The sequence below is a fragment of the Amycolatopsis alba DSM 44262 genome (assembly GCF_000384215.1).
GTDB classification, from domain to species: Bacteria; Actinomycetota; Actinomycetes; order Mycobacteriales; family Pseudonocardiaceae; genus Amycolatopsis; species Amycolatopsis alba.
Map to the genome: position 1 here is coordinate 4,923,329 of NZ_KB913032.1, position 21,296 is coordinate 4,944,624.

The following is a 21,296-nucleotide window of genomic DNA, read 5'->3' on the forward strand; positions in this document are numbered from 1 at the left end:
TGATCATCGTTCGACCGGCCGGTCAGCCCGCTTCCGGACGGGAGTCTCCGGCGTAGCGCCAGTCGACGTCGCCCACTTCGCCCGCTTTCGCGGCCCGGCGCCCGACAACGAACACATAGAGCAGGAACGCGACCTCGGCGACCACGCCGATGCCGATCCTCGCCCAGGTCGGCAGGCCCGACGGCGTCACGAAACCCTCGATCACGCCGGAGATCAGCAGGACCACGGTCAGCCCCAGCGCCATCACCACGACCGAGCGCCCCTGCTCGCCGAGCGCCGCCGTCCGGGAACGGCGTCCCGGATCGATGACCGTCCAGCCGAGCTTCAGCCCCGTCCCGGCCGCGACGAACACCGCGGTCAGCTCCAGCAGGCCGTGCGGCAGGATCAGGCCGAAGAACACGTCGAGCCGCCCGGCCGAGGACATCAGCGCCGCGCCGATCGCGAGGTTCAGCGAGTTCGCCCAGAGCGCGTAGATCACCGGGACCCCCAGCACGACGCCGAGGAACAGGCAGGTCGCGGCCACCCACGCGTTGTTGGTCCAGACACGCGCGGCGAAGGAACCCGCGGGATCGGACGAGTAGTACGTCTCGTACTTGCCACCCGGCGCTGTCAGGTCCTTGAACTCCTCGGGCGAGGCCAGCGACGCGAGCACCTGCGGGTCACCGGCGATCCACACCGCCGCGACCGCCATCACCACGATGGACGCCGCCGCCGACGCCAGCCACCAGCGCCTGCTCAGGTACAGCGCCGCGGGGAATCGCCGGGTGAAGAACAGCCCGACCTCACGCCAGGCGGGGCTGTGCGAACCGGTGACGGCCGAGCGGGCCTTCGCGACCAGCCCGGACAGGTGCGCGACGAGCACCGGGTCGGGCGCGACCGACCGGATGATCGAAAGGTGCGTCGCGACCCGCTGGTACAGCGTCACCAGCTCGTCGGCGTCCGGCCCGCTGAGTTTCCCGGCGCGGCCGACGAGGTCACGCAGCCGGTTCCATTCGGCCTGGTGCGCGGCGACGAACACGTCCACGTCCAACTCGGAGCCCTCCCGGCGATCGTCCTTGGTCGCCCAGCCTATTCGTCACTACGCTTGCCGGGTGGAACAAGAGTCCGATCTCGTCACCGGCGAGGCCGTCGTCCTGGACGTGCGCGCGGCGAAGCTGGCCAGCCGCGGGCTCGCCATGATGATCGACGTCGTCCTTCAGCTGATCTCGCTGTTCGTCGCGGTGCTGGTCCTGAGCCAGGTCGCCGCGTTCGGTGACGAGGCGCTGGCGCTGACCCTGTTCCTGGTGACCCTCGTGCTGATCATGGTCGGCTATCCGGTGATCTTCGAGACGCTGAGCCGCGGCCGCACCCTCGGGAAGATGGCGCTCGGCCTGCGCGTGGTCCGCACCGACGGCGGCCCGGTCCGGTTCCGGCACGCGCTGGTCCGCGGGCTCGCCGGGTTCTTCATCGACTTCTGGGCGCTGGGCCTGCTCGGCGTCGTGGCGGTGGTCACGTCGCTGCTGTCGCCCAACGGCCGCCGCGTCGGCGACTACCTCGCAGGCACCCTGGTGATCCGGGAACGCATGCCCGCCGCCCGGACGCCGTACGTCGGGATGCCGCCGCAGCTGGCGTACTGGGCTTCGCAGCTGGACCTGACCCGGCTGCCGAACGACCTCGCGCTCGCCGTCCGCCAGTACCTGAGCCGCACGAGCGAGCTCCGCCCGGAAGCGGCGGAAGCCCTCGGGTACGGGCTCGCGCAGCAGGTCGCGGCGACGGTCGGGGCGCCGGTGCCGCCGGGGGTGCCGGCGTGGGCGTACCTGTCGGCGGTGCTGGCGGAGCGACGGCGGCGGGATCAGGCGAAGCTGCAGTCCGCCGTTCAGTACGCTCCGCCCGCCGCTGTCCCCGGTGCGCACTACGCGCCGCCCGCGCAGCCGTATCCGCAGCCGCCCGCTCCCGCGCCGGTCACCCAGCCTCCGCCGGAACCCGAAAACCCCTTCGCCCCACCAGGCTGACCCGCATTCCGTGAAGGACTCCTTGAGGGACTCAGAGTCCCTCAAGGAGTCCTTCACGGACTTGCGGCACCCAACCCAAGGGCCTCAGGAGACGTCGGAGGGCTTCGCCGCCCAGGTGTTGCACTCGAACATCCGGTTCTTCTGCGCGCCGTGCTGCCACCACGAGATCGCGTGCGCGTCGGTGCCGTGGTCGCGCGGGCCGCCGTTGTGGTCGCCGCGGTCCTGCGAGCCCCACGCGTCCCGGTACATCGCCTGGTCGACCGAGCCACCGCGGCCCACTGTCGAGCCGAGGAACGTCCCGGACAGGCATTGCGCCGAAAGTTCGTTCCGCCGGGACATCTCCAGGCCCGCCGCCGAGTCGGTGCCCGCGTCGTATCGCGCGTCCCAATAGGCCTGCGAGATACCGGAAAGCGCCTGGATGTGATGCGCGTACTCGTGGGCGAAGACCGCCAGGTAGACCCCTGGCCGGTTGCCGTACTGGTCGGGCTGAAGGCCTTCGTACGGCATGTACAGCGTCTCGTTCTGCGAGCAATAGAACGCCGCCACCGTGCCGCCGCTGGCGTCACCGCACGGGCTCGACCAGTTCTTGCCGGACGGGTACTTCACGGTCGGGACCCGGAACGGCAGGTTGGTGTAGCTCATGACCTGCTGCCAGACGCTGTCCAGGCAGGGACGCGCGCTTTCGAAGAACGCGGCCGACGCGTTCGGGTTGGTCGCCCAGCGCGAGAGGTTGCACGCCTGGTTCGGCAGGCCGACCTTGGAATCCAGCCACAGCGGGTTGTCGGCCAGTTTGTGCTGCGGTTGCGGACCGGACGGCGCCCGGCTGGCCGAGGTCTCCCGTGTCGAGCCCGCCGACGTCTCCCGCGAGGCGGTCGAATCGCGCGAACGGGTGCTCGTCGTCGACGTGTCGCCTGCCGTTGTCGTCGTCGTGTAGTCCGAAGAGGACGACGACGTCGGGCTCGTCGGATAGCTCGAGTATCCGGCGTCCGCGACATGAGTCGGGCGGCTGTTCGCGATGGCGAGCACCATGACCAGCCCGCCCATCAGCGCCATCACGGCCACGATCGCGACGGCCGCGATGACCCCGCCGTTCGACTTCTTCGCCCGATATCCACCGTAGGGAGCGAAAGCGGGCGGCGCGAAACGCGGACCGTAAGGAAGCTGCGGCGGGCCGACGGCACCGGGCCGGAACGGGACCGGCGCGCCGACCTGCGGCGGCGGCAGCGGGGCCGCGCCCGGCGGGGGCAGCGGCATCCCGCCGCTCGGCGGACCCGGCCGGAACGGCGGTGGGACCGGCGTCGGCTGCGAGATCGGCGGCGGCATCGGCGGCCGCCCGGCACCAGGAGGGCGGCCGGGCGGCAGCTGACCGCCGGGGCCCGGCCGGTTCGGCGGCGGCACCGGAGGCCCGCCACGCGGCGGCAGCGGACGTGCCCCCGGCGGCGGGAGCGGACGGCCACCCTGCGGTGGCCGGGGCGGCCCCGGCGGTCCGGGTTGCCCCGGAGGTGGCGGAGTCGGCCGGCGCCGCGGATCAGGCGGGCCGGGCGGCTGCTGGTTCATCGAGTGGATCCCCCATGCGGTTCGGCAACGCCGTTCGCCCAGGTGGCGGATTCGGCGTTTCGGCGGTCAGCATAGATCGGCTGCCCTAGAGTGTGTGGCTGTGTTGACGAAATGGGGGACGGCGATCGTGGCCGTCGCGGCGAGCTCGGCCTTGATGGCCCCGCCGTCGGATACGAACGTGCCGGAGGCGCCCGAAGCGGGCCCTTCGCTGACGAACGCGCCGCAGCTGCCGAAGCCGCCGCCACTCGGCGCGCGCGGCCAGCTCGGGCTGCTCCAGCCGCCGAGCGGCGCCTCCGCGAACGTCGCGGTGAAGGTGGAACGCGACGGTTCGGTGTCGATCACCGAGCAGGTGACCGTCCCCGGTGGACAGCATCTGGTGCGCCGGATCCCGTTGAAGGTTCCCGCCGGTGAGGAGCAGGACCGCGTCTACGGGGTCCGCGACGTCGTGGTCGAGGGCGCGGGCAAGACCGAGTCGAACGGCGAGCAGCTGGTCGCCACCTTCGACGGCGGCGCGTCCACCCTCAAGTACAAAGTGGACGGGGCGGTCGCCGACGTCAACGGCGCGCAGCAGGTGCGCTGGCAGGTCGCGAGCGGCTGGGACGGCGAACTGTCCCGTGTGTCCGCTTCGTTCAGCGCGCCGACGCGCGAAATGCCCACAGTGGACTGTTTCGCCGGGCCGCTCGGTTCGGACAGGCAGTGTTCGCTCGCGGAGACCGACCACAGCGGTGTCGTCCGGATCGAGCAGGACAAGCTCGCGGCGGGCGAGCGGGTCGATCTCGCCGTCGGGCTCCCGGCGGGCACCGTTCCCGCGAACGCGCGGTTCGAGCAGATCGCCTCGGTCGGCGGCGCGTTCGCCCTCACCACCCTCACCGGGATCGGTTTCGGGGCGCTGGCGCTGTTCCTGATCCTCGGCGCGCTCGCCATCTGGCTGCTGCGCCGCCGTGACAAGGGCGCGCTCACCGCGGGCACAGGCCCCGTCGACGTCTTGATGCGAGAAGGCGACAGGGTCTCCTTCGCCTCGCCCGACGGCGTCCTGCCGGGACAGGTCGGCACGGTCGTCGACGAGACGGTCGACGTCGTGGACGTCAGCGGCACGGTGGTCGACCTCGCGGTCCGCAACTACCTGTGGCTCGCCGAGGTCCGCGGCAACGGTGTCGTCGATTGGCAGATCGCCCGCCGTAACGCGCCGGACGAGCACCTCGTCGCCTTCGAACGCGAGATCTACACCGCGATCCTGCCCGAGGGCACCGATTCCGTGCTGCTGTCGGAACTCCGCGGCCGCGGCACCGTCGATCTCCGCGTCGCAGGCGAGGCGATGTACGCGGACGTGGTGCGCAAGGGCTGGTTCTCCCGCCGTCCGGACAAGGGCCGGAACAAGCTCACCCTGGCGGGCATCGGCCTGGTCGCGCTCGGCCTCGTGGGCACCGTGGTCCTGACGTTCACCGCCGGGCACGCGCTGCTCGGCGTCGCGGTCGCGCTCGCCGGCGTCGCCACGCTGCTGGGCGCTTCGTGGGTGCCGCCGCGCACTTCGCGCGGCAGGCGCCTGGTCGGCCAGGTGCGCGGGCTGCTCGAATACCTGCACACCGTCAAGGTCGACGCGATTCCGTTGGCGGACCGGGAAATGGTGTTCTCCCGGTCGCTGCCGTACGCCATCGTGCTCGGTGACACCGAAAACTGGCTCCGGACCTTCGAGGGGCTCGACCCGTCGGCGGACGGCTCGGCCGGGCTGTACTGGTTCGGCGGTCTCGAGGGCGACCGGGATCTGCGCCGGTTCGCCGCGCATCTGCCGTCGTTCCTGTCCGCTTTGGACGGTCTGCTCGCCGAATCCGGGCATCTGCGTTCGATCCGCCCGGAACCGGTCCCCGCCTGACGTGAAGATCTTCTTGCTGGTGCTCCTCCTGCTGGTGCTCGGCGCGGCACCGGCGGGAGCGCAGGGGGAACCGCAGTTGCCGTCGCTGCCGAACAGCGCGGAGATCTCGCTCAAGGTGGAACGCGACGGCGCCCTCTCGGTCGTCGAGGCGGTGTCCGTGCCGAGCGAGGCGACGATGACCCGCCGGATCCCGCTGCGCACGGCGGCTCCGCGCGACCGCGACCGGATCATCGGCATCCGTGACGTCGTCATCGAAGGCGCGGGCAGTTCCGAGCTGACCGACGACGAGTTCACCGTCAAACTCAAGGGCGGCACTTCGATCGTCCGGTACACAGTGGACGGTGCGGTCTCCGAAAGCGACGGCCTGACCAGGGTCGCCTGGCAGCTCGCGGGCGGCTGGGACAGCCGTCTCGAACTCGTGCGCGCGAGCTTCGCCGCGCCGTCCATCCCGAACGCGGTCACCTGTTACGCCGGCCCCGAAGGGTCGCGCGCGCATTGCGGGACGGCCCAGATCGCGCACTCCGGGCTGACCCGGTTCAGCCAGCAGAACCTCGCGGCCGGGCAGCGGATGGAGATCTCGGTCGAGCTGCCGGGCGGGACCGTCCCGGCGAACGCGCGGCTGGAGCCGTCGAAGACCTTCGCCGGCGCGTTCGTGCTCACCGCTCCGGTCGGCTGGGCCTGGGGTGGCTTCGCGCTCGCGCTGGTCGCGGCCGCCGTCGCGCTGGCTCTGCTGCGAAGGCGGGACAAGCACCCTGGCGGCGCGCTCCCGGTCCGGCTGCTCTCCGGGAAGGACGACCAGGCCGCGTTCGCATCACCCGACGGCGTGCTGCCGGGGCAGGCCGGGACAGTCCTCTCGGGGCGCGCCGACGCCGTCGATCTCGCCGCGACGGTCGTCGACCTCGCGGTCCGGAACTACCTCTGGGTGAGTGAGGAGGCCGGCGAGCTGACCGGCTGGCGGCTCGTCCGCCGCAATCCGCCGGACGAGCTGCTGACCGCCTTCGAACGTGCGGTGTTCGACGTCCTGCTGCCGGACGGGCGGGAGTCGGTGCTGCTGTCGGAGATCCAGTCCGCGCGGATCGGGATCGAGACGGTGCGGGACGAGCTGGCCGACAGCGTCGTCGAACGCCGCTGGTACTCGCGGCTGCCCGCCAAGCTGACCCGTGCCGGACGGCGGATCTGCTTCTACGGCCTGTTCCTGACCGTCCTGCTGGCGCTGACCGTCGGATACGCCCAGCTCGGCCTGATCGTGATCGCCGCGGGCGCCGTCCTCGCCGTCGCGGCCCGATGGCTCCCGGCGCGCACCGGTGCCGGCGTCACGCTGCACCGGCGGCTGCTCGGCGTCCGTGACGCGCTGCTGGCGACCAAGGCGACGGCCGTCCCTAAGCTCGAACGCGAGGTGCTCCTTTCGCGGGCGCTGCCTTACGCGCTCGCTCTCGGCGAACAAGAACACTGGATCGCCGAGTTCGCCGGACTCAAGGGCCCGCCCAAGATCTACTGGTACGGCAGGGAAGCCGACGGCGAGGTGGACATCGCGCGGGTGAGCGACCTCACCGCCGCGGTGGTGGGAACCTTCGCCGCGACCCGACAGGGTCGTCGCCTGGAGGCCTGAGTAGCCCGTAGGGTGGTGCGCATGGCCGATCCCGAGCTTGTCCGATTCACCCTCGACAACGGTCTGCGCGTGGTGCTCGCGCCCGACGCGACCGCTCCGGTGGTGGGTGTCAGCGTCCACTACGACGTGGGCTTCCGTTCCGAGCCCGAAGGGCGCACCGGTTTCGCGCACCTCTTCGAGCATTTGATGTTCCAGGGGAGCGAGAGCCTGGAGAAGCTCGCGCACTTCCGGTACGTCCAGTCGAGTGGTGGCAGCTTCAACGGGTCCACCCATCCGGACTACACGGACTATTTCGAGGTCCTCCCCGCCGCGGCTCTCGAGCGCGCCCTGTTCCTCGAAGCGGACAGGATGCGGGCGCCGAAGCTGACGCAGGAGAACCTGGCCAACCAGATCGACGTGGTCAAGGAGGAGATCCGCCTCAACGTGCTGAACCGGCCGTACGGCGGGTTCCCGTGGATCACCCTCCCGCCGGTGCTTTACTCCACGTTCCCCAACGCGCACAACGGATACGGCGGTTTCGAGGACCTCGAACAGGCCACCCTGGACGACTGCGCGGCCTTCTTCGACACCTACTACTCGCCCGCGAACGCGGTGCTGACCGTCGCCGGTGACTTCACCGTCGAAGCGGCCCGCGAGCTGATCGAGAAGCACTTCGGCGACGTGCCGCACCGGCCCGCGCCCGAGCGTCCCTCGTTCGCCGAGCCTGCCCCCGAAGGCGAGCTGCGCGGCGAGCAGATCGACCCGCACGCCCCGCTGCCCGCGGTCGGCGTCGGCTACCGCATGCCGGACCCGATCAACGACATCGACGGCTACCTGGCGAACCTCGTGCTCGCCGGCGTGCTGACCGACGGCGACGGCTCCCGGCTGCAGCAGCGCCTGGTGCACCGCGAGCCGCTGGTCGTCGACATCGGCGCGGGCGCCGGGCTGTTCGGCCCGTTCGAGGCCCGCGACCCGGACACGTTCACCATCACCGCGATCCACCCGCACGAGGTGAGCACCGACCAGGTCCTCGCCGCGCTGGACGAGGAACTGGAGAAGCTGGCGGCCACGCCGCCGGAGGACCAGGAACTGAAGAAGGTCACCGCGCGCTGGGCCGCGAGCCTGCACTCCGAGCACGACAAGCTGGTGTCCCGCACGCTGGCACTCGGCTCGTTCGAGCTGCTCTACGGCGACGCGTCGCTGGTGTACCGGCTCGCCGAGAAGATGTCGGCCGTCACCGGGGAAGCCGTTTCGGCGGCGGCCAAGGCGCTGCGGCCGGACTCGCGCGCCGTCCTCGTCGTCCGTCCCGGCAGTGCCGATTCCGAACAGGAAGGTTCCGAGCAGTGAGCGCACCGCACCGCACCGCCGAGGAGATCGGCCGCACGGCCGCCGGGCCGCGTCCGGTCCCGTCGCTGGGGACGCAGCGCGCCGCCGCCGAGCTGTCCCATGTGGACACCACGCTGAGCAACGGCCTGCGGGTGCTCGCCGTCCGCAAGGCCACCGTGCCGCTGGTCGAGCTGCGGGCGTGGATCCCGTTCGCGGGCGAGGACAAGCTGCACCCGGCGACCGCCGAAGTGCTGGCCGAGACCCTGCTGACCGGCACCGCCCGCCGCGACCGCATCGAGATCGACGCGGAACTGGCGCTGATCGGCGGTGACCTCGCCTCCGGCGTCGACCCGGAGCGCCTGGCCATCACCGGCACCTCGCTGGCCGACGGCCTGCCGACGATGCTGAACGTCCTCGCCGACGCGCTCACCGGCGCGTCGTACGCGGACGCCGAGGTCGAACGGGAACGCGAGCGGCTCATCGAGCGGATCGCCGTCTCCCGCACCCAGCCGAGGACGATCGCGCGAGAGGCGCTGCAGAAGCACCGCTACGGCGATCACCCCGCCGTGCGCGAGGTGCCGCAGGCCGAAGATGTCGCGATCGTGACGCCGGAGCAGGTGCGCGCGCTGCACCGGGCTTCGGTGCTGCCGCGGGGATCCGTGCTGGTCCTCGTCGGTGACATCGATCCGGAGACCGTCATCGGCGACCTGGAGAAGGCGCTCGGCGGCTGGGCTTCGGACCGTTCCGCCGTCCGTCTTCCCGTGCTTCCCGACCTCACCGGCGGCAATGTCCTGCTGGTGCCGCGGGCCGGTGCCGTGCAGTCGCAGATCCGGCTGTCCGCGCAGGCCGTGTCCCGCACGGACCCGAGGTACGCCGCGCTGCAGCTGGCGAACCTCGCGTACGGCGGGTACTTCTCGTCGCGGCTGGTCGAGAACATCCGTGAGGACAAGGGCTACACCTACAGCGCGCACTCCGGGTTCGAGTTCACCGACCAGACAGCCGTGCTGAACGTCGACGCGGACACCGCGACCGACGCGACCGCCGCCGCGCTCATGGAGACGCGGTACGAGCTGGCCAGGCTCGGTCTCGTGCCGCCCACCGCCGAAGAGGTCGAGTCGGTGCGGCAGTACGCGATCGGTTCGCTGGTCACGGCGGCGTCGTCGCAGGGCGGCCTCGCCGCGCAGCTGGCCGCGCTCGCCGCGACCGGACTGGGCGCCGACTGGCTCGCCGGGCATCCGGCCCGGCTGGCCGCGGTCACCGCCGAAGACGTGGCGAGCGCCGCGCTGGAGTTCTTCGCGCCCAAGCGGTTCACCGGGGTCGTCGTCGGCGACGCCGACGTCCTCGCGCCGAAGCTGACGGCGCTGGGCGACGTGACCGTCGGGGAGTCCGCTTGACCGAGGCACCGTTCGGGTTGGGGGCGCTCCCGACGCTTTCGCGCTCCATGGCGGACCGTCAGGAGTCCTTGCGCACCAACCCGGACAGGCTCGCCACCCGCTGGCCCGACGCACGGGTCGTGCTGCTCGACGAGCACGCGCGCACCCCGGTGGTGGAGGGGTCCGGCGCGCTCGCGACCCGCAAGACGCAGGACTTCGGCCCCGAGCCGCCCGCCGAGGCGGTCTTCCTCGGCGAGTGGCAGGGCACCGACTTCTGGTCGCTGCCCGGCCGCCCCGCCGGGGAGACCGAGACCGTCGAAATGGCGGGCAGCTGGGGCGTCGTCGAAGAGGTCCCGCGGCACGAAGGCGAGATCTGGGTCGACCTGCGCGGCTACGGCGACCTGCTCGACGACGCGTCGGCCGGGCTGTTCACCACCGCGCAGGCGCTGCGGAACTGGCGGCGGCAGGCGAACTTCTGCGCGCGGTGCGGGAGCGAGACCGAGCTGGTCCAGCTGGGCTGGGCGAGCAAGTGCACCGGCTGCGGCCGGGAGGAGTACCCGCGCACCGACCCGGCGGTGATCTGCCTCGTGCACGACGACGCCGGAGTCAACGGCGAGCACGTCCTGCTGGCGCGGCAGCCGATCTGGCCGCCGGACCGGTACTCGATCCTCGCCGGGTTCGTCGAGGCGGGGGAGTCGCTCGAAGGCTGTGTCGAGCGGGAGATCCGCGAAGAGGTCGGCGTCGAGGTGCGCGACGTGCGCTACCTCGGCAGCCAGCCGTGGCCGTTCCCGCGGTCGATCATGCTCGGCTTCACCGCGCGGGCCGACATCTCCGCCCGGCTGGTGCCCGCGGAAGGCGAGATCGAAGAGGCGTTCTGGGTTTCGCGCGAGGAGGTGCGGTCCGCGTTCGCGAACAGCCAGCTGCGGAACGCGGGCGCCGTGCCGACCCCGATCGCCGGTGGCACGCGGCAGCTGGTGCTGCCGGGGAACTCGTCGATCGCGCGCGTCATGCTGGCGGCCTGGGCAGGCGTTTAGTCCCTGCTAGCGAGGGAGCGGCGCCGGTTGAGTCGGCCGGGCCGAAGGCTCGGCTCGCGTGATCAGACACCGATCTCGCGTGTTTGAAGCCGGAACTCGCGTGTTTGAACGGCGAACTCACGTGATTGGAGGGCGATCTCGGTGTTCGCCGTCTGATCACGCGAGATCCGGCTCCAATCACGCGAGATCCGGCTCCAATCACGCGAGATCCGGCTCTGAGCACGCGGCGATCCGAGGTGGCGGCCTGCGGTGGGCCGAATGGGCGGCGTGACCGGCAGACGTCAACGCTCCCGGCGAAGTTAGTGATTCGCCCTCGAAGCGGCGAAGTGTCCGCTAATCTCCTGCCGTCCGGTTTCAAGGACCATCGAGTTAGGACACTGGGGAAAACATGAAGAACACCTTGCGGCGGTTCGCCGTCGCCGGAGCCGCTGTCGTGGCCATCGTCTCGTTCAGTGCAGTGAACGCGGGAGCGGCGCAGGCCTCGGACTACGAGTACTTCGGTTCGTACAACCAGGAGGACTGCGGAATCACCGGCCACCATGGCCAGATCGCCGGGGACTGGGACGGGTGGATGTGCTACCCCTCGCCCACGTTCCCCTGGGTGTACGACCTGTACGTGCAGCCCAACTTCTGATCCACCACCGCGTAGCCAAAGGGCCGCTCAGGGACTCCTGAGCGGCCCTTTGCCGTCTGACCGACGCTGAGTACATCCACGTGTACCCGCTGTGCGGAACATCGCAAGCGTTATCTCCCCGTTTCCCAGGCCCGTTGACGACTGTGGTTCGGCTCACTACAGTCCCCGGAAACCGTCTGTAAAGTTTCCTAACGAAGTCGGGAGCGACCCCAAATGCGAGCCGGCAGTCCGCGAATGCTGCGCGAGATCAACGATCGCGCGGCCATCGAGGTCCTCCTTCAGGAGGGGCCGATGACGCGTTCCGAGCTCGAGGTCGCGATCGGCCTGTCGAAGCCCGCGACGGCGCAGCTGCTCACCCGCCTCGAACAGGACGACGTCGTCACCAAGGCGGGCGTGCGCGGCGGGGGCCGCGGCCCGAGGGCGCAGCTCTGGGAGGTCAACGGCGGCGTCGCCTACGTCGCGGCCGTTGACCTGACACCGCAGAAGGCCGACTTCGTCGTCTCCGACGTCACCGGCGCGGTGCTCGCCGAGTACCAGGTCCCGCTGCCGGTCCACGAGGGCGCGGACGTCGTCGGCACCTTCGGCGCGGCACTCACCCACGTCGCGGGCGAAGCCGGGCTCACCACCCAGGACCTCCGCCACGTCGTCATCGGCGCGCAAGGCGCCTTCGACCCGCGCACGGGCCTGCTCTCCTCGGCCCCGCACATCCCCGGCTGGCTCGGCTTCGACGTGCCGAGCAGGCTCAGCCAGGAACTCGGCGTCGAGGTCACCATCGAGAACGACGTCAACCTCGTCGCGATCGTCGAAATGACGGTCGGCCAGGCCGTCGGGCTCGACGACTTCGTGATGATCTGGCTCAGCGACGGCGTGGGCGGCGCGGTGGTGGTCGGCCGCAGGCTGTTGCGCGGCGCGACCGGCGGTGGCGGCGAGATCGACTGGATGCGCGTCCCCGACCCGGCTTCCGTCGCCGCCTCGAACCCCAAGCCCCGTGCCGGAGATCGTTTCGGCGACATCGTCGCGTCGCCTGCCGTCGTCCGGTTGGCCGCCGCGCACGGCATCGAGGCGGAGACCGGCGCGGACGCCGTCGCCAAGGCCCGCGAGACCGAGAACGAACCCTTCCTCGACGATCTCGCCCGCCGCGTCGCGGGCGGCGCGGCCAGCCTGATCGCGGTCGTCGACCCCGAACTCGTGCTCCTTTCCGGTGACACCAGCCGGGCCGGTGGCGACGAATTCGCCGCACTGGTCGCGCGAAGGCTGCACGAGCTGGTCCTGCCCCGCACCCCGGTCGGGGTCGCTTCGGTGCAGGGCAACGCGGTCCGCGAGGGCGCGCTGCAATCGGCGCTCGCCACCGTCCGCCGGGACGTCTTCGGCGTCAACACCCCTTCGCTCCTCGGGCCCGGTCGGTCCGGGGCGGGAGAGCCCCATCCGATCGTGGCGATCCCGGATTCACGAACAGAACCACCGTCTCCCGCCCCAACCAACTAGGAGGAGGGTCATGAGTTCCACGACCCAGGTTCGGAGAAGTGGCCGCCGTTGGCGCGGCTCGATAGTGCTCGGCGCGGTCACCGTCGCCGCGCTGGTGTCCGCTTGTTCGGGCGCCGCAAGCGGCCCGAACGGTGGGTCGGGTGACGCGGCGGCCGCCCCCGCCGCGGACGCGAAGCTCACGCTGACCGTCTACAGCAAGTTCACCGACCGCGAGTACAACGTGGTCACCGCCGGGCTCAACAAGCTCAAGGCGAAGTTCCCGAACATCGAGATCAAGCACGAAGGCCAGCAGGACGACGACAAGATCACCCAGTCCATCCGCGGTGGCAACCCGCCGGACGTGGCGATCTCGTTCTTCACCGACAACCTCGGCGCCTGGTGTTCCACGGGCAGCTTCCAGGATCTCAAGCCCTACATCGAACGCGACAAGATCGACCTGAACCAGATCCCGGACGCCGTCCGCAGCTACACCGAGTACCAGGGCAAGCGCTGCGCCATGCCGCTGCTCGCCGACGTCTACGGCTTCTATTACAACAAGGACATGTTCGCGGCGAAGGGCATCACGTCGCCGCCGAAGACGACCTCGGAACTGTTCGAGGCCACCAAGAAGCTGACCGAGTTCAACCCGGACGGGTCGATCAAGGTCGCCGGCTTCCTGCCGTCGATGCCGTTCTACGCCAACTACGCGCAGTACTGGGCCCCGAACTTCGGCGCCACCTACCTCGGCCCCGACGGCCAGTCGCACCTCGCCGACAGCCCCGAGTGGAAGGCGATGTTCGACTTCCAGAAGCAGCTGGTCGACTTCTACGGCGGCCACGCCAAGGTCGAGCAGTTCAAGGCAGGTCTCGGCGAGGAGTACTCGGCGGACCACGGTTTCCAGCGCGGCAAGCTCGCGATGATGATCGACGGCGAGTACCGCACCGCGTTCATCAAGGACCAGGCGCCGGCGCTGAAGTTCGGCACCGCGGCCCCGCCGGTGCTCGACAGCAAGCCGGACCGTTACGGCGGCGCGTTCACCACGGGCACGATCATCGCGATCCCCAAGGGTGCCAAGAACCCCGGCGCGGCCTGGGAACTGATCAAGCAGGTCACCCTCGACACCTCCACGCTGGTCGAACTGTCGAACGGGCTGAAGAACGTCCCGAGCACCAAGGCCGCGCTGACCGACCCGAAGCTCGACGTCAACCCCGAGTTCAAGACGTTCCTCGACCTGTACAACGGCGGGAAGCTGCTGCCCAACCCGTCGACGCCGATCGGTGACGCGCACCTCAAGGCCGTCAACGACTTCGCCGAGAAGTGGCAGGCGGGCAACATCCCCGACATGGTCGCGGGTCTCAAGCAGGTCGACGCTCAGATCAACGACGAGCTGGCCCAGAAACGCGCCGGCGGCTGATCGCATGACATCGACCCTGGATTCCAGGGCGGTCGCCTCCCCTTCCGCGTCCACCCGGACGCGGAAGGGGAACGCGGCACGCCGTCGTCGCACCGTCTTCTACTTCATCGCGCCGGCGATGCTCGGGTTCCTGATCTTCTTCGGCTACCCGCTGATCGCCACGGTGTACTACTCGTTCACCCGCTACGACCTGATCAACCCGCCCGAGTTCATCGGCTTCGACAACTACATCCGGATGTTCACCAGCGAACAGCTGGTCGGCACCGCCGCGTACAACACGCTGTGGCTGGTGATCGTCCTGACGGTCTGCCGGGTCGTGTTCGCGCTCGGCGTCGCCTCGATCATCTCCCGGCTCAAGTCGGGCGTAGGCCTGGTGCGGACGCTCTGCTACCTGCCTTCGCTGGCCCCGCCCGCCGCGGCGACCCTGGCGTTCGTGTTCCTGTTCAACCCGGAATACGGCCCGGTCAACGCGTTCCTGCGGACGATCGGCATCGACGGCGGCCTGTGGTTCAACGATCCGGCGATGTCGAAGCCCGCGCTGACCCTGCTGGTGATGTGGGGTTCGGGCGAGCTGATGATCATCATCCTGGCGGCGCTGCTCGACGTGCCGCAGGAACAGCACGAAGCCGCTCAGCTCGACGGCGCGGGGCCGGTCCGCCGGTTCTGGCACGTCACGCTCCCGTCGATCTCGCCGGTGCTGCTGTTCGGCGTCGTCAACTCGATGATCTTCGCGCTGCAGTTCTTCACGCAGGCGATCGTCGCGGGCTCGTCGGCCGCGGGCGCGGCCGACGTCGCGGGCAACACCAGATTCATCGGCGCACCACAGAATTCGACGCTGACCTACCCGGTCTGGCTGTACGTCCAGGGATTCCGGTACTTCAACATGGGTTACGCGGCGGCGATGGCGGTCCTGCTGTTCATCGTCTCGGCCGGGTTCACCTGGATCCTGGTCCGCCAGATGCGCAAGACCCAGCACCAGGAGGAGGGGGCATGACCACCCTGGCCGAGCCCCGGCGCGCCGCCCCGGCGTCCGAACCGCCGAAGGTGCGGGTGCGGCGCAAATGGGACAAGAAGCTGTACTGGATCGCGACGCACAGCGTGGGGATCGCGATGGGCGTGATCTTCATGCTGCCCATCCTGTTCGTGTTCCTCACCGCGGTGATGTCCAGCGAACAGGCGCTTTCGTCGAACTTCTGGCCGAAGGAATGGCACTTCGAGAACTTCATCGAGGTGTTCGAAAAGGCGCCGCTGCTGCAGTATTTCGGCAACAGCATGCTGTATTCGACGCTGGCCACCTTCGGGGCGCTCGTCTCGGCGATCCCGGCGGCGTACGCGCTTTCGAAGCTGAAGTTCCGCGGGCAGAACCTGTTCTTCATGTTGACCGTCGCCGCGATGATGCTCCCCCCGCAGGTCACCGTCGTGCCGCTGTACGACCTGTGGGTGCGGCTCGGGTTCACCGGGACACTGGTTCCGCTGATCGTGCCGTACTTCTTCTTCGACGCTTTCTCGATCTTCCTGCTGCGGCAGTTCTTCCTCACCATTCCGAAGGACTACCTCGAAGCGGCGAAGATCGACGGCTGCAACGAGTTCCAGGCGATGGTCAAGGTGCTGATCCCGATGGCGAAGCCGGGGATCGCGGCCACCGCGATGTTCTGCTTCCTGTTTACCTGGAACGACTACTTCGGTCCACTGCTCTACACCGGTGAAACCCGTGACAGCTGGCCGCTTTCGCTGGCGATCGCGTCGTTCCGCGGTATGCACCACGTGGAATGGAACCTCACCATGGCGGCCACCGCGCTGATCATGCTGCCGGTGATCGTGCTGTTCGTGTTCGCGCAGAAGTCCTTCGTCAAGGGCATCACATTCACAGGGGTCAAGGGATGAAACTGGCAGTCGTCGGTGGCGGTTCCACGTACACGCCCGAACTGATCGACGGGATCGCCGGGCGGCGGTCCACTTTGGACGTCGACGAGATCGTGCTGATCGATCCGGACGCCTACCGGGTGGAGGCGGTCGGCGACTTCAGCAACCGGTTGCTGGAGCACGCCGGGCATCCGGCGCGGGTCCGCACCACCGCGAGCCTCGAAGAGGGCGTCGACGGGGCTTCGGCGGTGCTGATCCAGTTGCGGGTCGGCGGGCAGCGCGCGCGGCGCGGGGACGAGACGTTCCCGCACGCCTGTGGCTGTGTCGGGCAGGAGACCACGGGCGCGGGCGGCCTCGCGAAGGCGCTGCGCACCGTGCCGGTGGTGCTCGACATCGCCGACAGGGTAAGGAAAATCGCCGGGGACGACACCTGGATCGTCAACTTCACCAACCCGGTCGGCATCGTCACCCGCGCGCTGCTGAACGAGGGGCACCGCGCGGTCGGGCTGTGCAACGTCGCGATCCACCTCCAGCGCACGTTCGCGCATCTGCTCGGCGCCGGGACCGACGACGTCAAACTCGTCCACACCGGACTGAACCACCTGAGCTGGGAACGGCAGGTGCTCGTCGACGGCGTGGACCGGCTGCCGGAACTGCTGGGGGAGCACGCGGAGTTCCTCGGCGAGCACGTCACCGCGCCGGTGGAGTGGATGCGGCGGATGAACGTCGTGCCGTCGTACTACCTGAAGTACTACTACGGGCACGACGAGCAGGTCATGAAGCAGCGCACCGAGCGGCCGCGCGCGGACGTCGTCAGCGACGTCGAAGAGGAACTGCTCAAGGTGTACCTCGACCCGGAGGTGGTGACCAAACCGGAGCAGCTGGAGAAGCGGGGCGGCGCCTACTATTCCGAGGCCGCGGTGCAGCTCGTGCACGCGCTGACTTCGGGCGGCCCCGCGGAGGAGCACGTCGTCAACGTCCGCAACGAAGGCACTTTCGACTTTCTGCCGGACGACGCCGTCATCGAAGTACCGTCCCTTGTGGACGGGAACGGTCCTCGTCCGATCCCGCAGGCGCCGGTGGAACAGCGGTTCGCCGGGCTCATCGCCGGGGTGACCGCGTACGAGCACCTCGCGCTGGAAGCGGCGATCAAGGGCGGCCGGGACCGGGTGGCCGACGCGCTGCTCGCGCATCCGCTGGTCGGGCAGTACACCAAGGCCGATCAGCTCGCCGACACCCTCGTGCAGATCAACCGTGAGTTCCTGCCGTGGGCGGGGGCATGACGGCCGGCACACGGGACGTCGTCGTCGCGATCGACGGCGGCAACAGCAAGACCGACGTCCTGATCGTCTCGCGGGACGGCCGGGTGCTCGGGCAGTCGCGGGGGCCGGGCGCGTCCCCGCAGAACATCGGGGTCGACGCCAGCGTCCAGCTGCTGGAAAGGCTGGTCCTGGAGGCCCTACGCGGGGCGGGGATTCCCGACGAACGTCCCTTCGCGGCACATACGTCGGCCTACCTCGCGGGGCTGGATTTCCCGCAGGAGGAAGCGATCCTGCACGCGGCGCTGGCCGCCCGCGGCTGGAGCGACACGCTGATCGTCGGCAACGACACGCTCGCGCTGCTGCGCGCGGGCAGTTCCGACGGAACGGGTGTGGCGGTGGTGTGCGGCGCCGGGATCAACGGGGCCGGCGTCAGCGCCGACGGCCGTGAGCAGCGATTCCCGGCGCTGGGCAAGATCTCCGGCGACTGGGGCGGCGGCTACCGGCTGGGCGAGGAGGCGCTGTGGTGGGCCGTCCGCGCCGAAGACGGCCGAGGCCCCGGCACGGCCCTGCAGGCGGCCGTCGCCGCGCACTTCAAGGCGTCTTCGGTACTGGAAGTGGTGCGGCGGCTGCATTTCGAGGATCTGCACACCGATTCGATCCACGGCCTGTGCCCGCTGCTGTTCGCCGTCGCGGCGGGCGGCGACGAGGTGGCGCAGGACGTGGTCGACCGGTTCGTCGACGAGGTCGCCGTCCTGGTCACGGTCATCCTGCGGCGGCTCGAACTGACCGGGGAAGCGCCCGAAGTCATCCTCGGCGGGGGAGTGCTGACCGGGGTCGGCGCGCCGGTGATCGCGGAGATCGAGCGGCGGTGCCTGAAGGTGGCTCCGCGCGCTTCGGTGCAGGTTGTCGACGTCGCCCCTGTGGTCGGCGCGGCGTTGTTCGCGCTGGACACCATCGGCGCCCCCGACACCGCCAAGTCCTCCCTGAAGGCCGCGACCAAACGGGTCTGAATGTCCGTGAAGGCCTCCTTCCCTACTCTCAAGGTAGGGAAGGAGGCCTTCACGGACTATCGGCTCAGGAGGCGGCGGGGACGAGCGGCGAGTCCGTCTCCAGCAGGGACTTGAGGTCCGAGAGGATCCAGTTCCAGCCACCACCGGCGTTCTCGCCCGGTCCGGCGTCGATGTCCTCCTGCGAGCCGTTGACCAGGGCGGCCGTCGTCGGCGCGCCGGTGACGTCGTGGGTGACGGTCAGCCTGGTGCCCGCGGTCTTCGTCTCTTCGATCTCGTAGGTGAGCTTGGTGTACGGCTCCTTGTCGAAGGCCGGGTCCATCAGCAGTTTCCAGGTGATGACCAGCTTGCGCGGCGGATCGACTTCGAGCACCTCGCCGTCGGTGAGGTCGTTGGTGAACCCGGCATCGATGAAGTCCTTCGTCGGGTGGGTGGCGTGTTTGCCGCCCACCCGGAGGTCGTAGTCGACCAGGCCGCTGTAGCCGTACTTCTGCGACCACTCGGGCTTCGTGATGGCGTCCCAGATCTTCTCCGGGGTGGCTTTGATGTAGACGCGGTAAACCTGGGTGTCGGTCATGAGGGCTCCTCGGTTTCGAGTTCGGCCTTGAGGTCGAGTAACGCGGTCACCTTGCGCTCGGTGAACTTGTCGATCCACCGGTCGTGGATCTGCCGGATCGGAACCGGGTTGAGGAAATGCTTCTTCTCCCGGCCCTCCTTGCGCGTGACGACAAGTCCGGCTTCTTCCAGCAGTTTCAAATGCTTCATCACGCCGAACCGGCTCATGTCCACTTCAGACTCGAGTTCGGTCAGCGTGCGGCCGTCACGCGCGAACAGCTGGTCGAGCAGGAACCTGCGGGTCGGATCCGCCAGAGCCTTGAAAACCAGGTCGTCGTCGGGCACGAGGGAAGAATAGGTGACCAAAAGGTCACATGTCAACCGATGGCTTCGCTACAGGAGGGCGCCCAGCGGCAGGATCAGCGCGATCGCGACCGTGGAGATGATCGTCTCCATGATCGACCAGCTCTTCAGCGTCTGCCCGACCGAAAGCCCGAAGTACTCCTTGACCAGCCAGAACCCGGCGTCGTTGACGTGCGAGAAGAACAGTGAACCGGCGCCGATCGCCAGCACCAGCAGCGCGCTGTGCGACGGGTCCATGGTCGCCGCGAGCGGGGCCACGATGCCGGCGGCGGACACGGTCGCGACCGTCGCGGAGCCGGTGGCGAGCCGGATCGCGACCGCGACCAGCCAGCCGAGCAGCAGCGGCGACAGGTTCGCGCCGGTGGCCAGGCCGGTGATGACATTGCCGACCCCGGCGTCGACGAGGGTCTGCTTGAATCCGCCGCCCGCGCCGACGATGAGCAGGATGCCGGCGATCGGCGGGAGCGAGTCGGCCACCGTCGACGAAAGCTTGTCTCGCGTGAAGCCCGCGGATTTGCCGAGGGTGAACATGCCGAGCAGGACCGCGGCGAGCAGGGCGACCAGCGGGTCGCCGATGAAGTCGAGCACGCGGCGGAGGTGATTTTCCTTGTCCAGCAGGATGTCCGCGAGCGCCTTGCCCATCATCAGCACGACCGGAAGCAGCACTGTCGACAGCGTCGCGAGGAAGCCGGGGCGGCGGCCTTCTTCCGACGAAGACTCGGGGACGAGCCGTTCCGGCGCGACGGCGTCCGGGACCATTTTCGCGGCGAGCCTGCCGAACAGCGGTCCGGCGATGACCACCGTCGGGATCGCGACGAGCAGGCCGAAGGCCAGGGTGAGGCCGACGTTCGCGTTCAGTGCGCCCGCGGCGGCGAGCGGGCCGGGATGCGGCGGGACGAGGCCGTGCAACACCGAAAGCCCGGCGAGCGCGGGGATTCCCAGCATCATCAACGGTTTCCCGGTGCGCTTGGCGACCAGCAGAATCACCGGGATCAGCATCACCAGGCCGATCTCGAAGAACATCGGCAGCCCGATCAGCGCGGCGACCAGCGCCATCGCCCACGGCAGGGTGCGGTTGCCCGCGCGGCGCAGGATCGTGTCGACGATCTGGTCCGCGCCGCCGGAATCGGCGAGCAGTTTGCCGAGCATCGCGCCGAGCGCGATCAGCACGCCGACCGAGGCGACGGTGGAGCCGACGCCGGAACTGAAGCTCTTGATCAGCTTGTCGACCGGCATGCCCCCGACGAGCCCGAGTACGCCGGAGCCGAGGATGAGGGCCAGGAACGGATGCTGCTTCGCCTTGGTGATCAGGACGACGATCACGGCGATGGCGAGCACTGTCGCGCCGATGAGGCGGGTGTCGTGTCCGGTCCAGGCGGCGGCGAGAGTGGTGGTCATCAGCGATCCTTGAGGGCGGAAAGGGCGGTGTCGACGATCGCGTCCGGTGACTTCGAGATGTCGGCGACGAGACCGAACTCGTCCGGCTGCAACGGTTCGAGGTCGGCGAGCTGGGAGTCCAAAAGGGACACCGGCATGAAATGCCCGGAGCGGGTCTTCATCCGGCTCGCCAGCAGGTCCCGGTTGCCGTGCAGGTGCAGGAACCAGACGTCGCCTCCGCCGCGCAGGACGTCGCGGTAGCGGTATTTGAGCGCGGAGGAGGTCACGACGCCGCCGGAGGACTGATGGTCGGAGATCCAGGCGGCGATGGCTTCGAGCCAGGGTTGCCGGTCTTCGTCGTTCAGCGGATGGCCGGAGCTCATCTTGTCGATGTTCGCCTTCGGATGGAACGTGTCCGCTTCGGCGTAGTCCACGCCGAGGCGTTCGGCCAGTTCCGTGCCCACGGTCGTCTTGCCCGAGCCGGAAACGCCCATCACCACGATGACGGTCATCCGTACCTCCCACGTCGCTGTAGCCCGACGAGTACAGCTCAAAAGTACTACTTAAGCAACATCAAGTACTACTTAATCGAATCAGAACGTTAAGGTCGCCTGGTGG

Annotated in this window: 19 protein-coding genes; 13 read left to right on the forward strand and 6 right to left on the reverse strand. The window is 69.4% G+C overall.

The window, feature by feature from the left end; all coding sequences use genetic code 11:
• Positions 1-22: 22 nt before the first annotated feature.
• Positions 23-1,030 (reverse strand): stage II sporulation protein M, encoded by a 1,008-nt coding sequence (locus AMYAL_RS0123705; RefSeq protein ID WP_020633750.1) that lies wholly within the window; start codon positions 1,028-1,030, stop codon positions 23-25.
• Between the two features lie 61 nt (positions 1,031-1,091).
• On the opposite strand from AMYAL_RS0123705, the gene AMYAL_RS0123710 reads away from it, so the two are divergent.
• Positions 1,092-1,991 carry an RDD family protein gene (locus AMYAL_RS0123710; RefSeq protein ID WP_020633751.1) on the forward strand — a complete coding sequence of 300 codons (900 nt, stop codon included), beginning with the start codon at positions 1,092-1,094 and terminating at the stop codon, positions 1,989-1,991.
• An 84-nt stretch (positions 1,992-2,075) separates the two neighbouring features.
• Here AMYAL_RS0123710 and AMYAL_RS46040 read toward each other — a convergent pair whose 3' ends face one another.
• Positions 2,076-3,389: a neutral zinc metallopeptidase gene (locus AMYAL_RS46040; RefSeq protein WP_026467383.1), complete on the reverse strand. Its 1,314-nt coding sequence runs from the start codon at positions 3,387-3,389 to the stop codon at positions 2,076-2,078.
• A gap of 259 nt (positions 3,390-3,648) precedes the next feature.
• On the opposite strand from AMYAL_RS46040, the gene AMYAL_RS0123720 reads away from it, so the two are divergent.
• The 12 genes from AMYAL_RS0123720 (at position 3,649) to AMYAL_RS0123775 (ending at position 18,386) form a co-directional block, all read left to right on the forward strand.
• On the forward strand, positions 3,649-5,418 hold the full coding sequence (locus AMYAL_RS0123720) for a DUF2207 domain-containing protein (protein WP_020633753.1): 1,770 nt from the start codon (positions 3,649-3,651) through the stop codon (positions 5,416-5,418).
• Position 5,419: 1 nt separating this feature from the next.
• Positions 5,420-7,027, forward strand: coding sequence for a DUF2207 family protein (locus AMYAL_RS0123725; RefSeq protein ID WP_020633754.1), 1,608 nt, complete (start codon positions 5,420-5,422; stop codon positions 7,025-7,027).
• A 21-nt stretch (positions 7,028-7,048) separates the two neighbouring features.
• Entirely contained in the window at positions 7,049-8,353 is a 1,305-nt protein-coding gene (locus AMYAL_RS0123730) for a M16 family metallopeptidase (RefSeq protein WP_020633755.1), read from the forward strand.
• Complete coding sequence (locus AMYAL_RS0123735; protein ID WP_020633756.1) at positions 8,350-9,726, forward strand: M16 family metallopeptidase; 1,377 nt, start codon at positions 8,350-8,352, stop codon at positions 9,724-9,726. The genes AMYAL_RS0123730 and AMYAL_RS0123735 overlap by 4 nt, the downstream gene beginning before the upstream one ends.
• 47 nt (positions 9,727-9,773) lie before the next feature.
• Entirely contained in the window at positions 9,774-10,739 is a 966-nt protein-coding gene (nudC, locus tag AMYAL_RS0123740) for an NAD(+) diphosphatase (protein WP_051137693.1), read from the forward strand.
• Between the two features lie 388 nt (positions 10,740-11,127).
• The gene (locus AMYAL_RS0123745) at positions 11,128-11,373 is read left to right on the forward strand and encodes a hypothetical protein (protein ID WP_020633758.1); all 246 of its coding nucleotides are present in this window, start codon (positions 11,128-11,130) and stop codon (positions 11,371-11,373) included.
• Positions 11,374-11,607: 234 nt separating this feature from the next.
• Positions 11,608-12,858, forward strand: a complete 1,251-nt coding sequence (locus tag AMYAL_RS0123750) for an ROK family transcriptional regulator (RefSeq protein WP_020633759.1) — start codon at positions 11,608-11,610, stop codon at positions 12,856-12,858.
• 10 nt (positions 12,859-12,868) lie between these two features.
• Entirely contained in the window at positions 12,869-14,251 is a 1,383-nt protein-coding gene (locus tag AMYAL_RS0123755) for an extracellular solute-binding protein (protein ID WP_039794097.1), read from the forward strand.
• Positions 14,252-14,255: 4 nt separating this feature from the next.
• The gene (locus tag AMYAL_RS0123760; protein WP_020633761.1) at positions 14,256-15,245 is read left to right on the forward strand and encodes a carbohydrate ABC transporter permease; all 990 of its coding nucleotides are present in this window, start codon (positions 14,256-14,258) and stop codon (positions 15,243-15,245) included.
• Positions 15,242-16,135: a carbohydrate ABC transporter permease gene (locus AMYAL_RS0123765; RefSeq protein ID WP_020633762.1), complete on the forward strand. Its 894-nt coding sequence runs from the start codon at positions 15,242-15,244 to the stop codon at positions 16,133-16,135. The genes AMYAL_RS0123760 and AMYAL_RS0123765 overlap by 4 nt, the downstream gene beginning before the upstream one ends.
• A complete protein-coding gene (locus AMYAL_RS0123770; protein WP_020633763.1) occupies positions 16,132-17,397 on the forward strand; it encodes a 6-phospho-beta-glucosidase in 1,266 nt (421 codons plus the stop codon). The genes AMYAL_RS0123765 and AMYAL_RS0123770 overlap by 4 nt, the downstream gene beginning before the upstream one ends.
• Positions 17,382-18,386: an N-acetylglucosamine kinase gene (locus AMYAL_RS0123775; protein WP_020633764.1), complete on the forward strand. Its 1,005-nt coding sequence runs from the start codon at positions 17,382-17,384 to the stop codon at positions 18,384-18,386. Before AMYAL_RS0123770 ends, AMYAL_RS0123775 begins: the two co-directional genes overlap by 16 nt.
• Positions 18,387-18,450: 64 nt before the next feature.
• On the opposite strand, the gene AMYAL_RS0123780 is transcribed toward AMYAL_RS0123775, so the two are convergent.
• The 4 genes from AMYAL_RS0123780 to AMYAL_RS0123795 are packed head-to-tail and all read right to left on the reverse strand — an operon-like array spanning position 18,451 to position 21,190.
• Positions 18,451-18,960, reverse strand: a complete 510-nt coding sequence (locus AMYAL_RS0123780; protein WP_020633765.1) for an SRPBCC domain-containing protein — start codon at positions 18,958-18,960, stop codon at positions 18,451-18,453.
• Positions 18,957-19,283 carry an ArsR/SmtB family transcription factor gene (locus tag AMYAL_RS0123785; RefSeq protein ID WP_026467385.1) on the reverse strand — a complete coding sequence of 109 codons (327 nt, stop codon included), beginning with the start codon at positions 19,281-19,283 and terminating at the stop codon, positions 18,957-18,959. The genes AMYAL_RS0123780 and AMYAL_RS0123785 overlap by 4 nt, the downstream gene beginning before the upstream one ends.
• 48 nt (positions 19,284-19,331) lie before the next feature.
• Entirely contained in the window at positions 19,332-20,699 is a 1,368-nt protein-coding gene (locus AMYAL_RS0123790) for a GntT/GntP/DsdX family permease (protein WP_020633767.1), read from the reverse strand.
• Complete coding sequence (locus AMYAL_RS0123795) at positions 20,699-21,190, reverse strand: gluconokinase (protein WP_020633768.1); 492 nt, start codon at positions 21,188-21,190, stop codon at positions 20,699-20,701. The genes AMYAL_RS0123790 and AMYAL_RS0123795 overlap by 1 nt, the downstream gene beginning before the upstream one ends.
• Between the last annotated feature and the right edge of the window lie 106 nt (positions 21,191-21,296).